19 protein-coding genes are annotated in these 20,160 nt (G+C 50.8%); 3 read left to right on the top strand and 16 right to left on the bottom strand.

What is annotated here, in order from left to right:
- Positions 1–303: 303 nt before the first annotated feature.
- Entirely contained in the window at positions 304–546 is a 243-nt protein-coding gene (locus CFF01_RS00345; protein WP_088903502.1) for a hypothetical protein, read from the bottom strand.
- Between CFF01_RS00345 and CFF01_RS00340 the strand changes: the two genes are divergently transcribed.
- Positions 529–813: a hypothetical protein gene (locus tag CFF01_RS00340; RefSeq protein WP_157704910.1), complete on the top strand. Its 285-nt coding sequence runs from the start codon at positions 529–531 to the stop codon at positions 811–813. The two genes, CFF01_RS00345 and CFF01_RS00340, sit on opposite strands and share 18 nt — an antisense overlap.
- Positions 814–819: 6 nt before the next feature.
- Here the strand turns inward: CFF01_RS00340 and CFF01_RS00335 are convergent, their stop codons facing one another.
- Positions 820–1,686: an AraC family transcriptional regulator gene (locus CFF01_RS00335; RefSeq protein WP_088903500.1), complete on the bottom strand. Its 867-nt coding sequence runs from the start codon at positions 1,684–1,686 to the stop codon at positions 820–822.
- Between the two features lie 201 nt (positions 1,687–1,887).
- Between CFF01_RS00335 and CFF01_RS00330 the strand changes: the two genes are divergently transcribed.
- Positions 1,888–3,051, top strand: a complete 1,164-nt coding sequence (locus CFF01_RS00330; RefSeq protein WP_088903499.1) for an iron-containing alcohol dehydrogenase — start codon at positions 1,888–1,890, stop codon at positions 3,049–3,051.
- A 109-nt stretch (positions 3,052–3,160) separates the two neighbouring features.
- On the opposite strand, the gene CFF01_RS00325 is transcribed toward CFF01_RS00330, so the two are convergent.
- From CFF01_RS00325 to CFF01_RS00260, 14 genes are all read right to left on the bottom strand, one after another.
- The gene (locus tag CFF01_RS00325; protein WP_088903498.1) at positions 3,161–4,540 is read right to left on the bottom strand and encodes a class II fumarate hydratase; all 1,380 of its coding nucleotides are present in this window, start codon (positions 4,538–4,540) and stop codon (positions 3,161–3,163) included.
- Between the two features lie 216 nt (positions 4,541–4,756).
- Positions 4,757–5,098, bottom strand: a complete 342-nt coding sequence (locus CFF01_RS00320) for a hypothetical protein (RefSeq protein WP_088903497.1) — start codon at positions 5,096–5,098, stop codon at positions 4,757–4,759.
- 169 nt (positions 5,099–5,267) lie between these two features.
- Entirely contained in the window at positions 5,268–6,260 is a 993-nt protein-coding gene (locus CFF01_RS00315) for a formate dehydrogenase subunit gamma (protein WP_088903496.1), read from the bottom strand.
- A gap of 68 nt (positions 6,261–6,328) precedes the next feature.
- A complete protein-coding gene (fdh3B, locus tag CFF01_RS00310; protein ID WP_011863874.1) occupies positions 6,329–6,898 on the bottom strand; it encodes a formate dehydrogenase FDH3 subunit beta in 570 nt (189 codons plus the stop codon).
- 20 nt (positions 6,899–6,918) lie between these two features.
- Positions 6,919–9,774, bottom strand: coding sequence for a molybdopterin-dependent oxidoreductase (locus CFF01_RS00305; RefSeq protein WP_033538891.1), 2,856 nt, complete (start codon positions 9,772–9,774; stop codon positions 6,919–6,921).
- A 17-nt stretch (positions 9,775–9,791) separates the two neighbouring features.
- Positions 9,792–9,989 carry a twin-arginine translocation signal domain-containing protein gene (locus tag CFF01_RS00300; RefSeq protein WP_033538892.1) on the bottom strand — a complete coding sequence of 66 codons (198 nt, stop codon included), beginning with the start codon at positions 9,987–9,989 and terminating at the stop codon, positions 9,792–9,794.
- Positions 9,990–10,469: 480 nt separating this feature from the next.
- Complete coding sequence (locus CFF01_RS00295) at positions 10,470–11,474, bottom strand: formate dehydrogenase subunit gamma (protein WP_088903495.1); 1,005 nt, start codon at positions 11,472–11,474, stop codon at positions 10,470–10,472.
- A gap of 50 nt (positions 11,475–11,524) precedes the next feature.
- Positions 11,525–12,115, bottom strand: coding sequence for a formate dehydrogenase FDH3 subunit beta (gene fdh3B / locus CFF01_RS00290; RefSeq protein ID WP_033538894.1), 591 nt, complete (start codon positions 12,113–12,115; stop codon positions 11,525–11,527).
- Positions 12,116–12,142: 27 nt separating this feature from the next.
- The gene (locus tag CFF01_RS00285) at positions 12,143–14,992 is read right to left on the bottom strand and encodes a formate dehydrogenase subunit alpha (RefSeq protein ID WP_088903494.1); all 2,850 of its coding nucleotides are present in this window, start codon (positions 14,990–14,992) and stop codon (positions 12,143–12,145) included.
- A gap of 50 nt (positions 14,993–15,042) precedes the next feature.
- Positions 15,043–15,243, bottom strand: coding sequence for a twin-arginine translocation signal domain-containing protein (locus CFF01_RS00280; protein WP_088903493.1), 201 nt, complete (start codon positions 15,241–15,243; stop codon positions 15,043–15,045).
- Between the two features lie 171 nt (positions 15,244–15,414).
- Positions 15,415–16,080, bottom strand: a complete 666-nt coding sequence (locus tag CFF01_RS00275; protein WP_033538897.1) for a TorD/DmsD family molecular chaperone — start codon at positions 16,078–16,080, stop codon at positions 15,415–15,417.
- Positions 16,081–16,090: 10 nt separating this feature from the next.
- Entirely contained in the window at positions 16,091–17,761 is a 1,671-nt protein-coding gene (locus CFF01_RS00270; RefSeq protein WP_088903492.1) for a 4Fe-4S binding protein, read from the bottom strand.
- Between the two features lie 186 nt (positions 17,762–17,947).
- Complete coding sequence (locus tag CFF01_RS00265; protein ID WP_088903491.1) at positions 17,948–18,535, bottom strand: DUF3306 domain-containing protein; 588 nt, start codon at positions 18,533–18,535, stop codon at positions 17,948–17,950.
- Positions 18,535–19,005: a DUF3305 domain-containing protein gene (locus CFF01_RS00260; protein WP_088903490.1), complete on the bottom strand. Its 471-nt coding sequence runs from the start codon at positions 19,003–19,005 to the stop codon at positions 18,535–18,537. The genes CFF01_RS00265 and CFF01_RS00260 overlap by 1 nt, the downstream gene beginning before the upstream one ends.
- A gap of 295 nt (positions 19,006–19,300) precedes the next feature.
- Here CFF01_RS00260 and CFF01_RS00255 point away from each other — a divergent pair, with 295 nt between their 5' ends.
- Complete coding sequence (locus tag CFF01_RS00255; protein ID WP_088905832.1) at positions 19,301–20,146, top strand: formate dehydrogenase accessory sulfurtransferase FdhD; 846 nt, start codon at positions 19,301–19,303, stop codon at positions 20,144–20,146.
- Positions 20,147–20,160: the final 14 nt, after the last annotated feature.

Here is a 20,160-nt window from a genome sequence, read left to right as displayed (position 1 = left end):
CACAAAAGTATCACTAAAGGAATATATAAAACGTGAACTGGCTTAGAGTTACAACACCTAACATTAGATTAGCTGAAGAATTGTTAAGCATGTCATGTTTTAGTAAACATTGAACAAAGGTGATCACCCATTATGACCCAATACCAGTAACAATATGGCTTCGCTAGGGTTTTGCAAAAATCGATATGTTGCAGCGATGAACTAAATAACGTAGGTTAAATAACTAATAAAAATAAAGATGTAGGCTCAAGTCCTGCTGGCTCAGCGCTACTCTATACAAGGACGTTAATGATGAAATGGAATTTATTGGTTTCGGTGTTGCTCACCGTCTGACTCGCTCTCTTTGGCTATATCAAATACACCGAACTCGCCGCCAATACTCTCGCCAACAGCCAACGGGTCATCGCCCTTAGCAAACAGATCGCCGCATCCGGAAGCATCATTCCAGCCAGGACTGTCGCCTATTTCGAGCTTGCCAACTGCCCAGAGGGTTGGCAGCGCTATAACGAGGGGGTTGGTCGCGTTACCTTGGCGGCGAATGATCAAGAAAATGATCTGTCTGTGCGCAAGCTCAAGGCTATCGGCGGCGAGGAAAAGCATAAACTCACGCTCGCCGAATTACCCAAACATACCCACGTCTATGACGATTGGTACTACTATGACGCGGGAGACGAACCGGAATATGCGACTGGCGAAGGCGATGATGTCGGCATGCGACAACACCAAAAACGTCGCACCGAACCTGAAGGTCACAGCATAGCTCACAATAATATGCCGCCTTTTATCGTCTTATTACAGTGCATCAAGCTGTAACAAAGCTCACCTGACACACTCTCCCGGACTCTGATTAAAGTAGCGCTTAAACTCTCGACTAAACTGAGCCGGGCTTTCATAACCCACCGCGATTGCCGCCTCTTTAACTTTTACGCGCCGTTGCAGCAACAGCTCCTTTGCCTTATTCAGGCGCAGCTTCTTTAGATATTGGATCGGTGATGAGGCGGTGACCTCCTTGAAACAGCGATGAAACGCCGAAGGGCTCATGTTTACCAAGGCTGCCAATTGGTCGACCTCTATGCTGGAAGCATAGTGCTTATGCAGATAACTTAGCGCCTTATCGATACGTGATAGCCGAGTGTGACTCAGCGCTAAGGCATACAGAGGCGCCGCATTGGGCAAGGCCAACAAACGATATAAGATCTCCAGCACCATGGCCTCCCCTAAGGCCTCGGCCTCGAGCGGAGACTGCATTGCCTGCAATAAACGATGAATGCTGCATTCGAGCGACTCGCTGGTCGGTGCTATAAAATAACCTGGCAGGCGTGACTCATTAAGGGACTGGGGTACCTTGTGATAGCTGTCCATGATGGGAATGAGACGATTAAGCTGTGCCAACTCGATATCTATCATCATCACCAGCACAGGCTCCTCTTGGCTGGCAAAGGTTTCACACTCCACCGGCATAGGCACCGTCATCACTAAGGTGTTTTGCGGATCATAATCAAACACCTTGTCATCGAGATAGATCCGCTTCTTGCCTTGGCCGACAATCATGATCCCTTGGGAATAACACAGTGGACCACGTGCGCCATAAGCCGATCCCCGAAACAGCTTGATCCCCGGCAATACGCTGTCATTCATTCCCTCATCGGGAGCTAGCTCAGACATCAACTCGGCAACACTCTTCACGCTTCACCTCAATAACCAGACACAACAAACTGAGGCAATATTACCACCAAGGCAGAAAAAGGCATCAAAAAAAGGCCATTTAAATATCTTTAAACAGAAATTGAGTAGAAATAGGCAAGCATTGTCCAGCAATAGGTATTTAAAACTCGCGCCAGAAGACTAGTATGTGCAGCATATTCTTAGGTGACACAAGGTATCCCCATGCTTAATTTCGATTATCGCAATCCCACACAGATCGTTTTCGGTAAAGACCGCCTGGCCGAACTAGACAAATTGATCCCCACAGACGCCCGTGTCATGGTGACCTATGGTGGCGGCAGCGTGAAACGCTTCGGCACCTTAGACAAGGTTCTCGGCGCCCTGGGTAATCGCACCGTCGTCGAATTTGGCGGCATTGAGGCCAACCCACAATATGAGACCCTGGCCAAGGCGGCCAAGCTAGCTAAAGAGGAGTCTATCGACTTCCTGCTCGCGGTCGGTGGGGGGTCAGTGATGGATGGCACCAAGTTCATCGCCCTGGCAACACGATTTGAGGGTGACAGTGCCAGCCTACTGTTCCACGGTTTCGCCCCTGTGCCAGTCGAGGCAGATCGAGTTTTGCCACTGGGCACCATAGCCACACTGCCAGCCACGGGCTCTGAGATGAATGCTTTCGGCGTAGTGAGTTATCAGGGCGGTAAGTTTCCTGTCAATCACCCCAGCATCTACCCAAGCTTCTCGCTGCTGGATCCGACCCTGACCTTCACCCTGCCTAAGATCCAGGTAGCGAACGGTGTTGTAGATGCCTTCGTCCATTTGCTGGAGCAGTATGCCACCTACCCAGTCGATGGTCGGGTTCAAGACAGAACCGCCGAAGGGATCATGCGCACCCTGATTGAAATTGGCCCAATCACCCTGGAAGAGCCCGAGAACTACAACGCCAGAGCCAACCTGATGTGGAGCGCCACCTCGGCCCTCAACGGCATGATAGGCGCTGGCGTGCCATTCGACTGGACAACCCATATGATTGGCCACGAACTGACGGCACTGTTTGGCGTTGATCATGCGCAAACCCTGGCCGCAGTGCTGCCATCGGTATGGCGTGTCCGCAAGAGCCAGAAGCACGCCAAATTGCTGCAATATGCCGAGCGCGTGTGGGATATCACAGAGGGCGATGAGGCAAGCCGCGTCGACCAGGCAATCGACAAGACGGAGCAGTTCTTCCAGCAACTGGGCCTTAAGACCCGCCTGCGTGATTATGATATCGCCCGGGAACAGATTGGTGACATCATAGCTGCACTCGAAGCCCATGGTATGACGGCGCTATCTGAATCTGGCGATCTCAGCCTGGATATCAGCCGTGAGATCTTAGAGATGGCCTGGTAAACACCCAGAGCAGACACTCAAGGCACCTCCACAGGAGGTGCCTTTTTGCTATATCGTCCCTTCTCCGCCTAAGACCTGACGCCAGAACGCTAGGCTCTACTCTACGCCATTATTCCAAGCCACCATGGGTCAGACGCTCGGGGTCAAGTAGCTGCTTAAGCTCTTCATCGCTAAGGTCGGTGAGAGCCTTAGCCACCTCGAAGATAGGTCGCTGCTCCTGATAGGCTTGCTTGACGATTTTAGCGGCTTGCACATAACCCACCTTAGGGCTCAAGGCGGTGACCAGTATCGGATTGCGATGCAGGGAGTCCTCGATTCGCTCGCGATTCACCGTAAAACTGGCAATCGCCTTGTCGGCCAACAGGCGCGAGACGTTACTAAGGATATCTATGCTCTCCAGCAGGTTAACCGCGATCAGCGGCTGCATCACGTTCAGTTCGAAGTTCCCTGACTGACCAGCGATGGTGATCGCCATATCATTCCCCATCACTTGGGCGGCCACCATGCAGGCAGACTCAGGGATCACAGGATTCACCTTACCCGGCATGATAGAGGACCCAGGTTGCAGCGGCTGCAGACTTATCTCACCCAGGCCCGCCAGCGGGCCAGAGTTCATCCAGCGCAGGTCATTGCTGATCTTCATGATCGCGACAGCCAGGGTCTTCAACTGGCCCGATAGCGCGACAGCAGTATCATGGCTCGCCATACGGCTAAACAGATTGTCAGCCGGGCGGAACTCGGTACGAGTCAGCGCCGAGAGCTTTGCGCAAAACTGCGCCGAAAATTCCTTATGGGTATTGACCCCAGTCCCCACCGCTGTGCCCCCCGCGGGCAGCTGCGCCAGCTCGCCGCGCAGTCCCTTAATCATATCGCTGCACTGCTCGATTTGACTCGCCCAGCCCCCCAGCACCTGGTCGAAGCGCACCGGCATGGCATCCATCAGATGGGTTCGCCCCGTCTTGGTGATGTCGTTGAGCTGCTGGGCCTTGTCTTGGATGGTTTGGAATAGAAGCGCCAATGAGGGCAGAAGTGACTGCTCCACGGCTAACAAGGCGCTAATATGAATTGCGCTGGGAATGATATCGTTACTGCTTTGGCCCAGATTGATCACATCATTGGGATGCACCTGTGTCCCGAGACTCTTCGACACCAGCGTCGCCAGCACTTCGTTGGCATTCATGTTCGTACTGGTCGCCGAGCCGGTCTGAAACATATCTATGGGGAAATGGCTCATCATCTGAGGATCTGCCAATAGCTGCTGCACTACCTTGCCCATCGCCTGGCCTATCGGAGGCTCAAGCAGCTTTAGCGCCACATTGGCTTCTGCAGCTGCAAGCTTGGCTAACAATAAGGCGCGAATGAAACTGCGCGGTAGGGTGCGGCCGCTTACCGGAAAGTTCTTAATTGCCCGCGCAGTTTGCGCGCCATACAGGGCGTCGGCGGGAATGTTGAGATCGCCCATACTGTCGCTAACCCGCTTGTTATCCATCTCTGTCTCCTGCTTGATGAGGCTACCTTGAGCTTAGGTCAAATCTGTGTGACTGGCGATGAGCAACAAATGTTCCAGACAAGTCACCACAAGCAGACCTATTCAGAGTGAAAAACTCTCTTAAGCTGAATACTGGGGTCGCCCGCGTCACCAGCAAGATAGTATGAAATCGGGAAAGCGGGTTAAATTAACCGAGCATTGAGCAATAAGCTCGGTTTATCCGCTGACCTTATTGATGAGAAAACGAAACTGTTGATCATCAAAGTCGAGTACGACGGCTTTATCCAAGTCGATAAGCACCTGAGACTGGGTATCATAACCCTTGCCGCTCAGGCTGAAATCAACCAAGACCTGAGCTTCATTGTGTTGGGTCACGTTGACGCTGAACCGATACTGCTCTCCCAGCATCACATACTCGGCCTGGGCCTGATTAACCAACAGGGTTGGCGTGCCAAGCAACTCATCTTGCAAGGTGATCTGCGAACTCACCTGAAAATCGTCGGCAAGGCTCACGCCACTGGCAACTAAACCGATTGCCAACAGTATCCCTCTATACATTATTCAACTCCCTTTAAATCATCCATTGCTAACAGCTTAAGCTAGTCGCTTTAGGAAAGTTGTCAATCATCCACACCCGTTTTCAACACAGGAGTATTGCCGACAAGATAAAAAAACACCCCGTCAGAGACCCGACGAGGTGTTTGTGTTGTTGAGCGTCGCTTAAAGATTACTCTTTATATTTTAGCGTACCGTTGGCCTTAATCTCATCATACCAAAGGTTGTGATGCTGGCTTGCCCAGTTCTCATCACAGTAACCCGACACCATACACTCCATACCACCTTCTGACATCACAGTTGCCATGAAGATATGTACGATAGAGAAGGCACAGATGATGATGGCACTCACAGAGTGAAGCACCAAGGCAATCAGGCTTAGTGTGCGGCTAGGCTCGAACAGGTTCGGGAACAGTAACAGCATACCTGATGCTGAAATAATCAGACCAAATAATGCAAAGGCCCAGAACCACATCTTCTCACCGGCGTTAGCAAAACCAGCATCAGGGTGCTTACCTTTAAATGGACCGAAGTTGATGTAACCACCAACGACCAGGAACCATTTAACGTCATACATCTTAGGTAGCTGGTTCTTTGCCCAGAGTGTGGTCATCAGCGCCCAACCAATCATGAACGGAATCGCCATGAAATCGTGGATCTGCTTGGAGCCATACACTAAGCCAGCCCAGAAACCTTCACCCAGATACGGCTGGAAGAAGAAACGACCCGCCAGTAGCGTCAAACCCGTGAGGATCAACAGCAGACAAGGGATCGCCCCTAACCAGTGAATAGAGACATCAAATTTCGACCAGCGATAGACCATCTTGCCCGAGAAGCCATGATGCAACTTGGAGATACCATTCACCTTGATGAACAGTACAAAGATGATGATCATGCCAAACAGCGCCGCCATTAAGGCAGGTGCCAGCCAATCGCTGCGCAGCTCCAATACCCGCAGATCATAGCTGTTGATCGGCTGGTTATGGAACTCACCGTGAGAGGTAGTGTATCCGGTAGCGCCTGCCTGTAGTTCAGACCAGATCTGCCCCTCGGTGGCGGCATGGCTATGGTCGGTCGCGTCGCCATGGGCGAACGACAGGGCACTGAATGTGGTACCTATCACTAGCGCTAAGATCACGCTAAATTGTTTGAACCATTTGTTCATATTACATCCTTATCGTCCACACCGGGCGAGCCCGGTGTGGATTGTTGTGGCCTTATACAAGCTGGGGATTAGCCCCAAATCGCATTTTTCGAACCACGGTATGCAACACGCTCGCGGAAGATGTTTGAGATAACCTCAGCATCACCGGCAAGTAGCGACTTAGTCGCACACAACTCGGCACACATTGGCAACTTACCTTCAGCAATACGGTTAGAACCATACTTCTGACGCTCTGCATCTGAATGGTTCTCTTCAGGACCACCGGCACAGAAAGTACACTTATCCATCTTACCGCGGCTGCCAAAGGCACCCTTTTTAGGGAACTGAGGCGCACCAAACGGACAAGCGTATAGGCAGTAACCACAACCGATACAGGTATCTTTGTTGTGCAGCGTCAGACCATCTTCCGTCTTGTAGAAGCAGTTTGCAGGACAAACCGCCTGACAAGGGGCGTCGGTACAGTGCATACAAGCCACAGAGATAGAGGCTTCGCCTGGCTGACCGTCATTGATGGTCACCACGCGGCGACGTTGAATACCCCACTCCAACGCAGAGTCATTTTCGTTTTTACATGCCGTGACACAGCCGTTACATTCGATGCAGCGCTTGGTATCACATAAAAATTTCATTGTAGCCATATTGGCAAATCTCCCGATACTTAAGCTTTAGTGATCTGACAAAGCGACGCTTTGGTCTCTTGCATCTGCGTGACAGGGTCATAACCATAGGTCAATGCCGTGTTTGCAGACTCACCAATCACATAAGGCACAGTACCTTCTGGATAGTTATTCTCTAAGCTCTCACCGTGCATAACACCGGCGAAGTGGTATGGCATCCAAGTCACGCCTGGTTTCACACGAGGTGTCACCATAGCCTTGATCTTGATGCGGCCACCTTCGGCGCCTTCCAGCCATACAGTGTCACCGTTGCGAATGCCACGATCTGCCGCATCGCCTGGGTTGATCTCAACAAACATCTCTTGTTGTAGTTCAGCCAGCCATGGGTTAGAACGCGACTCTTCACCACCACCCTCGTACTCAACCAAACGACCAGAAGTCAGACCCAGTGGGTACTTAGCTGCTGTGTCTTTCTCTTGGATTGACTTGTACAGCGTTGGTAGACGGTGAACTTGCATGTCATCATATGTTGGGTACTTAGACACAAGATCACGACGTGGTGTGTACAGCGGCTCACGGTGTACAGGCACTTGATCAGGGAAGGTCCACACGATACAACGCGCTTTGGCGTTACCAAATGGAATACAACCGTGCTTCATTGCGACACGCTGGATACCACCTGAAAGGTCGGTCTTCCAGTTCTTGCCTTCCGCTTCAGCTTTCTCTTCAGCAGTCAGGTCATCCCACCAGCCAAGTTGCTTAAGCAGCTTGTCGCTAAACTCTGGGTAACCGTCTTGGATTTCGCTGCCCTTAGAGAAACTACCTTCGGCCAATAGGTTCTTGCCTTGGTATTCAACACCATAACGTGCACGGAAGTTACCACCACCTTGCAGTACGTGCTTGCTTGTGTTGTAAAGAATCTGAGTACCAGGGTGTTTCTGCTCAGGAGTACCCCAACATGGCCATGGTAGACCATAGGTTTCACCCTTAGCTGGGCCACCCTCAGCCTCTAGTGTCTTGTTGTTGAAAGTGCCCCAGTTTTGGGTGTGCAGCTTCAGACGCTCTGGGCTCTGGCCAGACATACCGATAGTCCACATACCGCGGTTAATCTCGCGGGTAATGTCTTCGATCACTAGCATGTCATTGGCATCTTTCGCGATGCGCTTGGTGTACTCTTTATCGAAGCCAAGCTTTTGCGACAGACGGTACATGATTTCGATATCTGTCTTAGATTCGAATAGCGGCTCGATCACCTTCTCACGCCACTGCTGGCTACGGCCAGAGTTAGACACTGAACCTTCGGTCTCGAACTGAGTCGATGCTGGTAGCAGATAAACACCATTCTTACGACGGTGCATAACACCCGCCATGGTTGGGAATGGATCCACAACAACAACTGTGTCCATCTTATCCAGAGCATCACGCACTTCGCGCTGGCGGGTTTCTGTGTTGACAGACTGTCCCCAGAAGAACGCCATACGGACGCGATCTTTTTGCGCTAATTTCTCTGGCGTTTCCAGTACACCATCGTGCCAACGAGAACACGGAATACCAGGAGTGTTCATTGGCACACGACCTAGGTATTCGTTTTGGTCGAAGCGACCCTTAACCCAGTTTAAGTCGAGCTCCCATACATGACTCCAGTGCGCCCAAGCGCCAGAGCTCAAACCGTAGTAACCAGGAAGGTTATCGAACAGTAGACCTAAGTCAGTTGCACCCTGTACGTTATCGTGACCACGGAAGATGTTAGTACCACCACCAGATACACCCATGTTACCCAGGGCTAACTGAAGGATACAGTAGGCACGAGTGTTAGCGTTACCTACGTGGTGCTGGGTACCACCCATACACCAAACTACAGTACCTGGACGGTTTTCAGCCATCAGCTTAGCGGCTTGGTAAACTTCTTCTTCACTACAACCAGTGATGTCCGCAACCTCTTTAGGTGGGAACTTCTTCACTTCTTCGCGAATTGATTCCATCTCGAACACGCGCTGCTCGATAAAGGCCTTATCTTCCCAACCATTTTCGAAGATATGCCACAACATACCGTAGATGAATGGGATATCGGTACCTGGACGCAAAGCACAGTGCAGATCAGAGTGTGCCGCAGTACGAGAGTAACGTGGGTCAACAACGATGATCTTAGCGTTGTTCTTCTCTTTGGCGATCAGAATATGCTGCATGGCAACAGGGTGTGCCTCGGCAGGGTTTGAACCGATAAAGAAGATCGCGTTCGCATTCTGAATGTCGTTAAAAGAGTTAGTTTGCGCACCGTAACCCCAAGTGTTAGCAACACCGGCTACAGTGGTAGAGTGACAGATACGTGCCGAGTGGTCGACGTTGTTAGTACCCCACATGGCCGCAAATTTACGGTACATGTAGCAGCCTTCGTTAGAAAACTTAGCACTACCCATGAAATAGAGTGAATCTGGGCCTGACTCCTGACGGATGCTCTGCATCTGGTCGCCAACTTCATTGAAGGCCTGCTCCCAAGAAAGTCTCTTCCACTTACCGTCAACCAGCTTCATTGGGTACTTAAGACGCTTCTCACCGTGACCATGTTCACGCAGTGCAGCGCCCTTGGCACAGTGACCACCGGCGTTGAATGGGTGATCGAATGCAGGCTCTTGACCAGTCCAAACACCATTTTGTACTTCAGCATATAGACCACAACCGACCGCACAGGCACTACATACTGTGCGCTTGATCTCGATAGGTGCGTCGTGTGGAATATCTTTCGCTTCGGCACGGCGCATCATGCCGGTACCGAGAAGAGAGGCTGCAGCGATGCCACCAGTGGTGATACCTGCGTGCTTCATAAATTGACGACGGCTGATGCCTAAACTTGGCTTAGCCGCTGTTGCTGCCTCATTTGTTTTGCGCGTTAACTTCATCGCTCAAATTCTCCTAATTAGCTACGCAAGCTATTGTAATAACTGCGGATATGTGCAGTTTCATGGTAGCCATCGGTATGTTTTTCTTGAGATTTATTCTCTGTTGCATGGGCAACACTCACACCGCTGGCGGCAATGGCCACACCGGCCGTACCACCAATGGTGAGTGCTTTCAGCAAAGATCTGCGATTCAGATCGGGCTGTTGCTTCTTCATTCTTGCTCCTAGTGGATTTAGGAAATTTCGATTAGTAGGGATGGTTCTATTCAAGCGAAGCCCCTGAACATTGGTTACAGCAATGTTATTTACAGGTGGCTTTTTAGTGAAATTGCTATATTTATTAAAAACATCCGATTAATTGCCGGGGCAATATAGGCAAGAAACAGACAACGGATATTGATCTAAACAGGGGTGGATAAGTAGAAAAAGTGAATAAATGACCAAAGTGTTAAGTCTGTCATGTTTTATTTGGTGCGCTATGATGGCAAACGCCAAAAAAAGGCAAAATCGGGATCCAGCAGATGTAATGAAGTTGTTGTTATTGAAAATAAAAATATCGCTTAAAATCTCAACAAAGGTGATCTAAGTCCGCTTCGCCCCCTGCTCATTTCCATATAAAAAAACACCCCGCCTGATAACCAGGAAGGGTGTTTTCTCGATGTGCTTTATTCAAGCTTGAGCGGTCGCTCAGATCTACTATTTGTAGGTCAATGTACCGTTTTCTTTGATCTCGTCGTACCAAAGGTTGTGGTGCTGTATAGCCCAGTTCTCATCACAGTAACCCGACTTCATACACTCCATACCACCTTCACTCAATACTGTCGCCATCCAGATGTGGACGATAGTAAAGGCGATGATGATGATGGCGCTCAGGCCATGGATCAGTAGTGCCGCCATAGACGCTTCGCGAGGTAAATCGAGCGCTGGCATTACCAGCATAATGCCAGAAACAGCGATAAAGAGGCCGAACAGGGTTAATGTCCAGAACCACATCTTCTCACCAGCATTGGCAAAGCCACTGTCAGGGTGCTTACCCTTGAAAGGACCAAAGTTGATGTAACCACCAACCACAAGGAACCACTTCAGGTCATACAGTTTAAATGTCTGCATCGGCATCCATTTAACCACACATAATGCCCAGGCGACGATAAACAGCGGACCCACATAATCGTGGATAGTCTTGCTGCCGTAGATCAGCGAACCCCAAACACCTGTGCCCACATAGGGCTGTAGTACATGCTTACCCAACATGATGTTAAGACCAGTAAAGATCAACGCCAAGCATGAGATAGCCAACACCCAATGTATCCAAAGATCGGCCTTGGTCCAGCGCAATATCATCTTGCCAGAGAAACCATGACTTAACTTTGAAGAGCCATTCACCAGATAGAAGAGCAAGAAAGCACCAAATACACCCACAACAGCTAGTGCCATGATAGGCGTGAGATATTCATTCTTAACATTAGTGCCTTCAATAGCCGACACGTTAATCATGACCCCACCCTCAGCGTCTTTCGCTGTAGTGTATCCTTCGTCTCCTGACTTCACGGCTCGCCATAAATCAGCGTCGCTGGTGTTTGCCATTTGCTGACTGGTTTGGTCGTCAACGGCATAGGCTGACGCTGTCAGACCTAAACCCATTGCCAAGACCAATGGCAATAACAACACAGTGAATAGGCTGCGCAGTGATTTTAATAACATAGTCACTCCTTTACAGACCGTAAGCCCGAAGGCTTACGGTACTATTCACTTTAAACGCCAGTCTTAGGGGTGTAGCCCCAGATCGCATTAGGGTTACCACGTGCTGCCATACGCTCACGGTAGATATTGGAAACCACTTCAGCATCACCGGCAAGCAGCGCTTTGGTTGCACAAAGCTCGGCACACATAGGTAACTTACCCTCGGCCAGACGGTTAGCACCATATTTGGTACGCTCCGCCTCAGAGAAGGTCTCTTCTGGGCCACCGGCACAGAAAGTACACTTATCCATCTTGCCGCGGCTGCCAAAAGCGCCCTTCTTAGGGAACTGAGGCGCGCCGAATGGGCATGCATACAAGCAGTATCCACAACCGATACAGGTATCTTTGTTATGCAGCGTTAGGCCATCTTCCGTCTTGTAGAAACAGTTTGCTGGGCAAACAGCCTGACAAGGGGCGTCGGTACAGTGCATACAAGCCACAGAAATCGAGGCTTCACCTGGTTGACCATCGTTGATGGTCACGACGCGACGGCGTTGAATACCCCACTCGAGAGCGGAATCGTTTTCGTTCTTACATGCTGTGACGCAACCGTTACACTCGATGCAGCGTTTGGTGTCACATAGAAATTTCATGACTGCCATAATGGCTTATCTCCTCATCAAGTTCCGTTAGGCTTTAGTGATCTGACACAAGCTAGACTTAGTCTCTTGCATCTGAGTCACAACGTCATAGCCATAGGTCAATACGGTATTGGCTGATTCACCAATGATGTAAGGTACTGTACCTTCTGGGTAGTTCTTCTCTAGGCTCTCGCCTTCGAACATACCTGCGAAGTGGTACGGCATGAAACACTCGCCTTCGATCACACGCGGTGTCACCATTGCCTGCACCTTAATCTTGGCGCCTTCAGGGCTGTGAACCCATACTTCGTCACCATCACGTAGACCACGATCCGCCGCATCAGCTGGGCTGATTTCGATGAACATCTCTTGCTGCAGCTCGGCTAACCATGGGTTAGAACGTGTCTCTTCACCACCGCCTTCGTACTCAACCAAACGACCAGAGGTCAAGGCGAGTGGGAAGTCTTTAGCAAAGTCCTGATCCTGAATTGACTTGTACAGGGTAGGAAGACGCGCAACCATACGGTCATCGTAAGTTGGGTACTTAGACACAAGATCACGACGTGGCGTATACAGAGGCTCACGGTGAACCGGAATATCATCTGGGAAGTTCCAAACGATACAACGTGCCTTAGCGTTACCAAATGGAATACAACCGTGCTTGATAGCAACACGCTGGATACCACCAGAGATGTCAGTCTTCCAGTTCTTACCTTCGGCTGCTGCTTTCTCTTCCGCAGTCAGCTCATCCCACCAGCCAAGTTGCTTAAGCATCTTGTCGGTAAACTCTGGGTAACCATCCTTAATCTCACTGCCCTTAGAGTAAGAGCCTTCGGCCAGAATGTTATTACCATTGTGCTCAACACCATAACGAGCACGGAAGTTACCACCACCAAAGCGGACTTCACGGTCTGTACGGTAGAGGATCTGAGTACCTGGATGCTTCATCTCAGGAGTACCCCAACATGGCCAAGGCAGACCATAGGTTTCGCCCTTAGCTGGGCCACCTGGTGCTTCCAGACTCTTGATGTCGAAGGTGCCCCAGTTTTCCTGGTGCATCTTGAGACGTTCTGGGCTCTGGCCTGTGTAACCGATGGTCCACATACCCTTGTTGAATTCACGAGTGATATCTTCGATCAGCGGCTCATCACCGTTCACCTTGATATGCTTACAGAACTCTTTCTCAACGCCCCACTTCTTGGCCAGCTTGTACATGATGATATGGTCAGGCTTAGACTCAAACAGAGGCTCGATAACCTGAGTACGCCACTGCAGTGAGCGGTTAGAAGCAGATACTGAACCATAGGTCTCGAACTGAGTCGCCGCAGGTAACAGATAAACGCCGTCTGTACGGGTATGCATCACACCCGCCATAGTTGGGAATGGATCCACAACCACCACAGTGTCCATCTTGTTCAATGCTTCACGCACTTCACGACCACGGGTTTCTGTGTTGACAGACTGACCCCAGAAGAAGGCTAGACGGATATTGTCTTTCTGGGCAATCTTGTTCTTGTCTTCCAGCACACCGTCGTGCCAGCGGGAACAAGGGATACCGGCTGAAGTCTGCGGCTTCTGGCCCAGGTATTCGTTCTGGTCAAAACGGCTATTGACCCAGGCAGGATCCAGATCCCACACATTGCTCCAGTGCGCCCAGGCGCCTGAAGTCAGGCCATAGTAGCCAGGCAGGTTATCGAACAGCAGACCAAAGTCAGTGGCGCCCTGTACGTTGTCGTGACCACGGAAGATGTTGGTACCACCACCGGAAACACCCATGTTACCCAGGGCCAACTGCAGGATACAGTAAGCACGGGTATTGGCATTACCTATGTGGTGCTGAGTACCACCCATACACCAAACTATGGTGCCAGGCTTAGTCTCGGCTAAGGTCTTAGCCACGCGGTACATCTGCTCTTTTGGTACACCAACAACGTTCTCAACCTCTTCAGGTGTCCACTTAGCGGCAGCTTCGCGAATACGCTCCATGCCGTAAACACGTTGGTCGATGAAGGTTTGGTCTTCCCACTTGTTTTCAAAGATATGCCACAGCAGACCGTAGATATAAGGAATATCGGTACCTGGGCGAATATGCACGTACTCATCGGCTTTTGCCGCAGTACGGGTGAAACGAGGATCGACAACGATAATTTTCGCGCCGCGCTCTTTACCTTCCAGAATGTGTTGCATCGCCACAGGGTGAGCTTCTGAAGGGTTAGAACCGATAAACATCATCGCCTTGGCGTTGCGGATATCGTTGAAAGAGTTGGTTTGCGCACCATAGCCCCAAGTGTTAGCAACACCGGCTACAGTGGTAGAGTGACAAATACGTGCCGAGTGGTCGACGTTGTTGGTGCCCCACATGGCTGCGAGTTTGCGGTACATGTAAGCCTGCTCGTTGGAGAACTTGGCGCTACCCATGAAGTACACAGAGTCAGGGCCGGATTCTTCGCGGATCTTAAGCATCTTGTCGCCGACTTCATTGATAGCCTGCTCCCAGCTCAGACGCTTCCACTTACCGCCTTCTAACTTCATTGGGTACTTGAGGCGCTTCTCACCATGGCCGTGCTCACGCAGTGACGCACCTTTAGCACAGTGACCACCGGCGTTAAATGGATGGTCGAAAGCAGGTTCTTGACCTGTCCACACACCATTTTGAACTTCGGCATAGATACCACAGCCCACTGAACAGTGAGAACAGATGGTACGCTTCACTTCAGTTGGCGCATCATGTGGCACTTCTTTCGCTTCGGCTTTGCGCATCATACCAGCGCCAAGCATAGAGGCCGCGGCAATACCACCAGTTGCAAGACCTGCAGACTGAAGGAACTGACGACGACTGAGACCTAGGGCAGGCTTTTTAGCGACATCTGCCTGGTCTGTTTTGCGGGTTAATCGCATCACACTCTCTCCTAATGTTATTGAATTACTGCGAAATTACTCGTCCAAGCTTACTTGGTACGTAATGACGCGTAATAACTACGAATATGATCTGTCTCGTGGTAGCCATCGCCTTGTGCTGCATCTTTTTCAGGTGCAGGTGTTGCTGCCATAGCTTGACCACTCACGGTTGCCACGGCACCCGCTGCGCTGCCTAGAGCTAATGCTTTTAGCAATTGACGACGACCCATATCGGAAGCTTGCTTCTTCATAGTGTCTCCTAAATGTTGACTCAATTTAGGCACTAGTCTCATCATCTCGGTCAACTCGGCTTACTCTGCCAATTAACACTAAGACCAGAACCCGACGCTTGTTGGGGGCGAACCCCCGGTTTCATTATGTCGGCACTGTACTGCGTGCCGACAACCAAACTAAACCACAACCTAGGACGCGAGTTCGCTGGCTGTAGGTTCAATCTTCTCCGCTTCGCTGCCAGGGCAGTTCACCGGAATATCTAATTGGAGTTGTTCAAATTCATTGGCTTCGACAACAAAGAAGGCCTTGGCCAGTTGCGCCACTGTGGCATAGAAGGCGGCACTCGGCGCCCTGCCCAAATGGTCACAGAAACGATCTATCCAGCTACCAATATGGCGCTGATAGAAGGCCAGCTGACGGAAGCCTGGGGCTTCAAGGATCAAAGTACCCATCACCTCACACAGGGCGGCCACGTGATCTTCAGGCTCTTTAACCTCTTCGCTACGCTCAAAGCCCAGCTGCGCCAGATCTTGTCTGAGCAGAGCCAATGGCTTGTCCATCAAAGACCCTGTCATAAACCAACTGCCATAGGGCAAGATCTCACCGCTACCCACCCCAAGGAAGATGTTGAAATACTCATCTTCCAATTGCTCAGGGGTAAACTGGCCCGCGGCTAACTTTAGCGCCAACCAGGCTTTGGTCATGTCGCTGTCGTCATCTGCGTCTATCTCTAGATTGGCAAGAAACTGCAACAGTTCAGCACTGGGCTGCTTGCGTAATAGCGCCGCCAAAAGCTGGTAAATATCGGCTCTTAACTGATCGTTTTCTGAAACTTCTCTTACTAATTCGGTCATGGCTAAACTCTTATCGCAGTTGCTTTTCAGGATCTTGAAGTATGTCTTCAAACATGTCTTTTACCCGGCAGTCGCTACACATCTTCAGACGCTCTGTATTGGCACTGAAGGCACTGTGTCCACCGACTACATCCAGCATCCGTTGCACCATGGACTGGGTGGCGAAAGGCGTACCACAACGAATACATTCGAACGGCGCCTCCTCATTCAGGGTTTGACGACTCTGACGAGCCGCCGCATCAAAGTTAATTTGTGGTGTCAGGCTGATCACCTTCTCGGGACAAGCGGACTCACATAAACCGCACTGCACACAGGCTTGCTCAACAAAATAGAGCGCCGGCTTCTCGCCGCCATCGGTCAGCGCTTGAGTTGGACAAGTTGACACACATGAGAGACAAAGGGTGCAGTTATCGGTATTAACACTGACCTTACCGTAAGGAATATTGCTCCGGCTCAGGCAAGCATCCGAGGCAGCCGCTTGACTGTTGAGATGATCGATCGCTGCATAGAGAGTTTCACGCTTAGTGGTCGCAGCAAACTCACCAGGGACTATCATGGGCCAGCTCGCGCTAGGCTCAATCAGGTCAGCAAGCTCTGACATCTGCTCGACATTAATCACGCTGACTCTTTGTGGCTGACCCATCTCGTCAAGGATCTCACTCGCCAGCTTTAGCTCACCATTTAGCATCTGTGTCAGAGTCGGCGCGGTAGCATCAGTGTTAAGTACCAAGATCTGACGGGCACCCCATGCAAGTGCTGACATCCAGTGGTCGATACTGGCAACTGTGATCTCTTCCAACTCTACAGGCAAAATCGCACCTGGCAGGTCGTCGTTGATCAAAGATGCGCCCTTACCCACATCGTGAAACAGGATCACAGGAGCTGTCTGCGCCGCGCTGCGAAAACGTGTCACTAGCTTATTGAGATAAGAGTGCAACGCCTGTGGCGTAGGCAGGTCATAGCTAATCGCGCCGGTTGGGCAGGCGTTGGTACAGCTACCCGCGCCGTGACATAGGTATGGATCTATCTCTATCTTATGGTCGACACTGGCAATGGCGTCGGCGGGACAGAAATTTAAACAGCGGTTACAGCCGTCGATACCGTTTCTGTGGTGAGCACATATATCACTGTTCACCTTAACGTAACGCGGCTTATCGAACTCCCCGATCAACTCGGGCAGCTCGGCAATTGCGTCTGCTAATTTGGCTTCATCCTGGCCTACATAGAAATAGCCAGGTGGCAACATTTCTAGGTTAATACAAGGAGATTGGCTTAAATCGAGGATCAGATCGAAGTGGGCCTTACGGATGGCCACCAGACTCAGATCGGCGGTGCCGTTATCATGCTCCACCTTAACTTGGAACTGCCCCAAAAAACCTTTGATATCGATGAGTTTATTGTAATAACTCTCGACCCCTTCGGCGGCATTCATCACCTTCTCAAGATGGTCTTCATCTTGGCTGGTAATTGATTCATTGGCCAAGATAGCTCGTTGGCCCATGTTAGACAGTCTATCGGCTGCCAGTCGTGCCAAATCCTCCGGGCCAATGACTAATACATTGCCTTCTGTGGTGTAACTTACCGTTGGCGGGATCAGATTTTGAAGAATTTGCGTCTGTCCCAACACTTGTTGACGCACCTGTTTCAGGTGGGCCAGGTTGTCGCTCGTCTCTAAATGCATGCTCACATTGCGTTCCTAAGCAGTATTGGCTGCTGTATCAGCCCGGGTGGCTGTTGTGCTCTTACGGCATGCGCTTTTCGCGCCAGCTTCACCCGATTTTCAACGAGTTACGACTCGTTGTTACTTGTGGTTAACACAGCAATTCACGTACCAAAATTATGGTTTTAAAAGCACTCTAAACTGACCTTAAACAACAGGTGGTTTAGTTATTGTTTGTATTTCTGGTTCATTTTGGGACACCTCCTCGGGGTCTCTGTCCAAAATGTCCTCGACCTGTGGCACCTCTTGCTCACCCTGCTGTGCCAGTTGCTCGGTCGGGGTTTCAGCCTCTGCTTCACCCTCTTCTTCATCCTTCATGATGTGCCTGAAGACTTTCTTAGCCAGTTCGGCAGAAACTTCGGCAGTCAATTTGGGTTGGTTGGTATAATCCAGTGCGTATTCCAGCAGGCCATCTATCTCGCTATAGTGTGGCTGCTTCCACAGTGCTCTTAAAGCGGCAGTTTTCGCATCAGGATCCACGTTGTCAGCCATGAAACTGGCAAAACTACCACCGACCTCAATCTTCTCAGGGTCAGGCAGCTCCTCGGCGGTTAACACCTGCTTATCTTGTTGAACAGGCTCAGCTTGCTCGGTGCTGGTTTCCACCTCAGTTTGCTGCTCTAAGGCTGCCTCTTCTTGAGCCTGTTCGGCTAGACGTGCCGCTTCCTCTTCCGCCTCTACCTCTTGACGGCGCTGGGTCCAACGTGCGAACAGTCCGCTTGGTTTATCACTCATTAGGACACTATCCCCCGGTTTGGATTGGTGCTTGGCCCCTCGTTCTTACGGCGATTAACATGCTTACGACGGTGAGCGCAGATCTCCACCTCACCATGACGAGTAATGTATGCTTCTATCCAGCAGGCGATCGCCTTGGGCATAGGGAAATTTAAAACCGGGGTGTCCCCCTCGAGGCAACCTGCTGCGACATTTTGGTCGGCCGAGATATAGGCGGGTATCCAGGTACCATCTTCTAACTCGTCACACACCAAGTACAGCATGGCATTGTCCATATCGAGATTGATGCGATAGCTGCCACGCTCATCCTTATGCAGCTCCAACATGACTATGTGCGCTCCAGCGGGGGCTGGCTGAGTGGCGGGAACGATTTGATCTAATTCCCAACTTTCAGCTGTCCAGCGTCCCACCTGTTTTTCCACCTTTTTCAGTGAAACATACATGGGCCATTGACTTTCGGTATGTTGCATTCCGTCTCCGTTTTGCCTAACTGGCCGGCCTTTAGAAGATGCGCCGGGCATTGGGTTAGCGATATATCCTACCGAAGCAATTTACGTGCCATCGCTAGAGTCGAAATAGTTTGAACTGGATCATCAAATCCCTACCAAGCGTAGGACAATTTGTCCTAAATGCCATCTTGATAGGGACATAAAAGGGCGACCGCTACCGAAGTCGGCGTCTAGATCACGCATTTACACACCAATTGCTTGCATAGGAACGATAATTGCTATGCTGAAGGCGCCCCAAAGCAACAAGATGAGATTCATGACAACGACTAAACATCCCACTCTGGTTAAGACACAGGCCGATGCGCCGCTCACCCTGGCAGTTAAGGCAGTCAACGAGCAGGGCGAACTGGTGGATAAATTTATTGCCTGCGAACGCCCCCTCACCCTCTATTTGAATTGGCGTCCCATAGTGACGCTAATGACACTCGGTGCCCGTCCTGAAGCGCTTGCCCTAGGCTATTTGAAAAACCAAGGCTTTATCAGCGATGTTAAGCAGCTCGAGTCTGTGATCGTCGATTGGGGGGTTAACTCGGCGGCGGTGATCACTAAAGAGTCAACCGAGCATCTCGATGAAAAGCTGGCAGAAAAGACAGTGACCACAGGTTGCGGACAAGGCACAGTCTATGGCGGTTTTATGGATGGCGTCGATGATATTCGTCTGCCCACACCTAAGCTAAAACAGAGCATGCTCTACAGCCTACTCAACAACATCAGCGCCTACAACGAAACCTATAAGAATGCAGGCGCAGTCCACGGCTGTGGCCTGTGCGAAGGCGATCAAATCATCGGCTTCGTTGAAGATGTGGGACGCCACAATGCGGTAGACACCTTGGCCGGTGAGATGTGGCTTAAACAACAGGGCGGCGGCAACAAGCTGTTTTATACCACGGGACGTCTTACCTCAGAAATGGTGATCAAGGTGGCCAAAATGGGGATCCCGGTGCTACTTTCGCGCAGCGGTGCGACCCAAATGGGACTGGAGTTAGCCCAGAAGCTGGGGATCACCATGATAGCCCGAGCTAAGGGACGTCATTTCCTTATCTACCATGGGGCAGAAAATATCGAATTCGATGCGACGCCGCCGAAACGCAACCAAGGTTAACTGTAGAGGTGTAA

The sequence above is a fragment of the Shewanella marisflavi genome (genome assembly GCF_002215585.1).
Taxonomy (GTDB): domain Bacteria; phylum Pseudomonadota; class Gammaproteobacteria; order Enterobacterales; family Shewanellaceae; genus Shewanella; species Shewanella marisflavi.
Note: the sequence above shows the minus strand (reverse complement) of the source record. Positions and strands in the feature narration are given on the sequence as shown.

Bases quoted from the DNA above. Each gene is read 5' to 3' on its own strand.
- CFF01_RS00315 (WP_088903496.1), bottom strand. From the start codon at position 6,260: ATGAACAAATGGTTCAAACAATTTAGCGTGATCTTAGCGCTAGTGATA.
- CFF01_RS00295 (WP_088903495.1), bottom strand. From the start codon at position 11,474: ATGTTATTAAAATCACTGCGCAGCCTATTCACTGTGTTGTTATTGCCA.
- CFF01_RS00280 (WP_088903493.1), bottom strand. From the start codon at position 15,243: ATGAAGAAGCAAGCTTCCGATATGGGTCGTCGTCAATTGCTAAAAGCA.
- CFF01_RS00275 (WP_033538897.1), bottom strand. From the start codon at position 16,080: ATGACCGAATTAGTAAGAGAAGTTTCAGAAAACGATCAGTTAAGAGCC.
- CFF01_RS00265 (WP_088903491.1), bottom strand. From the start codon at position 18,535: ATGAGTGATAAACCAAGCGGACTGTTCGCACGTTGGACCCAGCGCCGT.
- CFF01_RS00320 (WP_088903497.1), bottom strand. From the start codon at position 5,098: ATGTATAGAGGGATACTGTTGGCAATCGGTTTAGTTGCCAGTGGCGTG.
- CFF01_RS00285 (WP_088903494.1), bottom strand. From the start codon at position 14,992: ATGCGATTAACCCGCAAAACAGACCAGGCAGATGTCGCTAAAAAGCCT.
- CFF01_RS00260 (WP_088903490.1), bottom strand. From the start codon at position 19,005: ATGCAACATACCGAAAGTCAATGGCCCATGTATGTTTCACTGAAAAAG.
- CFF01_RS00255 (WP_088905832.1), top strand. From the start codon at position 19,301: ATGACAACGACTAAACATCCCACTCTGGTTAAGACACAGGCCGATGCG.
- fdh3B (WP_033538894.1), bottom strand. From the start codon at position 12,115: ATGGCAGTCATGAAATTTCTATGTGACACCAAACGCTGCATCGAGTGT.
- CFF01_RS00270 (WP_088903492.1), bottom strand. From the start codon at position 17,761: ATGCATTTAGAGACGAGCGACAACCTGGCCCACCTGAAACAGGTGCGT.
- CFF01_RS00325 (WP_088903498.1), bottom strand. From the start codon at position 4,540: ATGGATAACAAGCGGGTTAGCGACAGTATGGGCGATCTCAACATTCCC.
- CFF01_RS00300 (WP_033538892.1), bottom strand. From the start codon at position 9,989: ATGAAGAAGCAACAGCCCGATCTGAATCGCAGATCTTTGCTGAAAGCA.
- fdh3B (WP_011863874.1), bottom strand. From the start codon at position 6,898: ATGGCTACAATGAAATTTTTATGTGATACCAAGCGCTGCATCGAATGT.
- CFF01_RS00330 (WP_088903499.1), top strand. From the start codon at position 1,888: ATGCTTAATTTCGATTATCGCAATCCCACACAGATCGTTTTCGGTAAA.
- CFF01_RS00305 (WP_033538891.1), bottom strand. From the start codon at position 9,774: ATGAAGTTAACGCGCAAAACAAATGAGGCAGCAACAGCGGCTAAGCCA.